Origin of the sequence: Kitasatospora sp. NPDC058406, from assembly GCF_042722765.1 — a bacterium.
GTDB lineage: Bacteria > Actinomycetota > Actinomycetes > Streptomycetales > Streptomycetaceae > Kitasatospora.
On sequence record NZ_JBHXKE010000448.1, the window covers coordinates 1 to 3221 of the forward strand.

The 3221-nt window shown below is 77.6% G+C and carries 4 protein-coding genes; all 4 read left to right on the forward strand.

Going from position 1 to position 3221, the window contains the following annotated elements; translation table 11 throughout:
• Positions 1-356: amidohydrolase family protein (locus tag ACFWOG_RS40280; protein ID WP_380364659.1), on the forward strand; the 356-nt coding region annotated here is incomplete at its 5' end.
• A 267-nt stretch (positions 357-623) separates the two neighbouring features.
• Positions 624-1580: an SDR family oxidoreductase gene (locus ACFWOG_RS40285; RefSeq protein ID WP_329882634.1), complete on the forward strand. Its 957-nt coding sequence runs from the start codon at positions 624-626 to the stop codon at positions 1578-1580.
• 59 nt (positions 1581-1639) lie between these two features.
• Complete coding sequence (locus tag ACFWOG_RS40290; protein WP_329882633.1) at positions 1640-2020, forward strand: SchA/CurD-like domain-containing protein; 381 nt, start codon at positions 1640-1642, stop codon at positions 2018-2020.
• Between the two features lies 1 nt (position 2021).
• Positions 2022-2894 carry an LLM class flavin-dependent oxidoreductase gene (locus ACFWOG_RS40295; protein WP_329882632.1) on the forward strand — a complete coding sequence of 291 codons (873 nt, stop codon included), beginning with the start codon at positions 2022-2024 and terminating at the stop codon, positions 2892-2894.
• The last annotated feature ends 327 nt before the right edge of the window (positions 2895-3221 follow it).

Consider the following 3221-nt stretch of genomic DNA (forward strand, 5'->3'; position numbering starts at 1 on the left):
CGGGCGGGCCGGGCGGGCCGGGCGGGCCGGGCGGGCCGGGCGGGCCGGGCGGGCCGGGCGGGCCGGGTGCGGCGGCACCGGCCGGTCCCCCCGTCCCGCCGCTCGCCGAGGTGCTCGGCCGGGTGTACGTCGACACGGCGACCCCGAGCCTGCGCGCCATCGCCGCCGCGGTCGACGCCTTCGGGGTCGGCAACGTCATGTTCGGCACCGACTCCCCGCCGATGAGCGCACCGCTGGACGCCTCGCTCGCCCGGCTCGACGGGCTCGGCCTGGACGCCACCGCGGTCGCCCGGATCCGGCACGGCAACGCCGCCGAGCTGTTCGGCCTGGCGCCCGCCGCGCCGGACCGCACCTGAACCCGGCACATCCCGAGCGGACCCGGGTAGCACCGGGCCCGGACTCACCCCGACCCGCCGGCGCCGCCCGCGCCCCGGCACCGCGGCGGTCCCGGCTCCACGCCGGATCCGGGACCGCGCCGGGACCGCGCCGGGACCGCGTTCCGCGGTTCCGCGGTTCCGCGCCGGCACGACCCACCGGGAACCACGCACCGGGAACCACCCACCACGGGGGCCAGGGGCCACGCGCCTGGAACCACCACCGACAAGCGACAGGGAGGTGCCGTCATGACGGCAGCCGCACCGACCGACCCGCCGGGCCCGCCCGCCGGACGCCCGGGCGGCGGACCGCCCCCGGGCTTCGCCGGCCCACCCGGCGGACGCCCGGGCGGGCCGCCGCCGGGGGTCTTCGGCCCGCCCGGCGGAGGACCGCCCGGCGCGGGAGCGCCCCAGCCCGCACCCGAACGGGTCCCCGCCGACCGGCAGTTCGCCGGCAGCCGGGTCCTGGTGGTCGGCGGCTACGGCAGCATCGGCGCCGCCGTCGCCGAGGACCTCGCCGCCCAGGGCGCCCGGGTGGCCGTCGCCGGCCGCTCGCTGAAGAAGGCCGAGGAGACCGCCGACCGGCTCGCCCCGCTGGCCGCCCGGGGCGGGGAGGTCGTCGCCCACGCCGTCGACGTCGCCGACCGTGCCGACGTGGACCGGCTGGTGGACACCCTGGTCGCCGGCTGGGGCGGCATCGACGTCCTGGTCAACTGCGCCAGCGCGCTGGTGACGGTCGGCGCCGAGACCATCTCGGAGGAGGACTGGCGCACCATCGTCGACACCAACCTGCTGGGCGCCTTCTGGCTCTCCCAGTCGGTCGGGCGGGCGATGATCGCGGGCGACGGCGGCCGGATCGTCCATCTCTCCTCCGTCCGCGGCAAGTTCGGCGCACGGCGCGGCTTCAGCGCGTACGGCGCGAGCAAGGCGGGCCTGGACCTGCTGGTCAAGCAGCTGGCCGCCGAATGGGGCCGGCACCGGATCGCGGTGAACGCGGTCGCTCCCGGCTTCGTGCGCACCGACTTCGTCCAGGAGAACGCCCAGAACCCGGAGTTCATGAGGATGGTGATCGGCCGGATCCCGCTGGGCCGCACCGCCGAGCTGCACGAGGTCGCGGACGCCGTGACCTTCCTCGCCTCACCGCGGGCCGGATTCATCTCCGGCCAGGTGCTGTACGTGGACGGCGGCGTCACCGCCAGCCAGTGACAGCGCCACCTCCCCACCCCGACGGGGCCGGACCCGGCCCCGAACCGTCAGGAGACGACATGAGCACGTGGCACGCGCTGTACTACCCGCTGCTCCCGGGCAGCGAGGACACCGTCAAGGAGCTGTTCCGCAAGAGCGGCCGCCCGGAGTTCGACGTCCGCACCCCGGACGGCACGGTCGTCGGGAAGCTCCTCGGCACCCAGGCCTTCGTCGGCAAGGAGCTGGCCGTCCGGGTCATCGAGATCGAGGGCCCGCTCCCGCTGGTGGCCGCGCACATGAGCCAGCAGCCGGCCGTCCGCGAGTTCGAGCGGGAGCTGGAGAACCACCTGGCCGTCCCCCGCGACATGACCAGCCGGGAGGGCGCCCAGGCCTTCTTCCGGCTGGCCTCGATGGAGAACGTGCTCTCCCGCCGCCACGACCAGCCCCTCCAGGGGGAGTGACATGAAGATCGGAATCGGACTGCCGACCTCGCTGGAAGGTACCGCGGGCGAGGACGTGGTCGGCTGGGCGGTGCAGGCCGAGGCCGCCGGGTTCTCCACGCTCGGCACCATCGACCGCCTGTTGCACACCAGTTGGGAGCCGCTCACCACGCTGGCCGCGGCCGCCGCGGTCACCGAGCGGATCGGTCTGGCGACCAGCATCCTGATCTCGCCGCTGCGCTCCAACACCGCGCTGCTGGCCAAGCAGGCCGCCACCGTGGACCGGCTCTCCGGCGGGCGGCTCACCCTCGGGCTGGCCGTCGGCTCGCGACCGGACGACTTCGAGGCCGGCCGGATCGAGAAGACCGGCCGGGGCGCCCGGACCGGCACCCAGGTGGCCGAGCTGCGCCGGCACTGGGCCGACGCGCAGGCCGGCCGGGAGCCGGCCGTCGGACCGGCGCCGGTCCGGCAGAACGGGCCGGAGCTGATCCTCGGCGGCCACTCGCCGGCCGCACTGCGCCGGGCTGCCCGGCTGGGTGACGGCTGGATCGGCGGCGGCACCGGCCCGATGATGTTCGCCCAGGGCGCGCAGTCGCTGCGCGAGCTGTGGACGGAGGAGGGCCGCGAGGGCGCGCCCCGGCTGGTGGCGCTGGCGTACTTCGCGCTGGGCGGGGACGCGACCAAGCACACCGAGGGCTACCTGCGGTCCTACTACCGGGACGCCGGTCCGTTCGTCGAGCACATCCTGCGCGGCGCCGCCGACTCGGCGGGCAAGTTGCGCGGGATCGTCGGCAAGTACGCCGAGGCGGGCTGCGACGAGCTGCTGTTGATGCCGTGCTCCCGGGACCTCGACCAGGTCACGGCCGCGGCCGAGGTGCTGGGGCTCCAGGGCTGACCACGGCACGGCGGGGAGGGGCGGGCGGCCACTGGCCACCCGCCCCTCCCCCGTTCCCCGCCCGGGTCCGGCGACGGGGGGCGTCCGGCAGGTCCGGCGGTCCGGCGCCGGGGCGGGGCGCCCCGGGCGGGGCGGGCCGCCGGCGCCGCGGCGTCGGAACGCGGAAGGGGCGCCGCCCGGCCCTGCGCGCCGGGGGACGGCGCGGGGCGGGCGGGGAGCCGCGGTTCGGCACGGGTGGGCGCGGGCGCCGGGTCGTGCGTCGGGAGCGGCTGGGGGGCGGGCGCCGGCTTCCCGGCCGGGGCGGGTGCCGGCGTGACCGGCGTGACC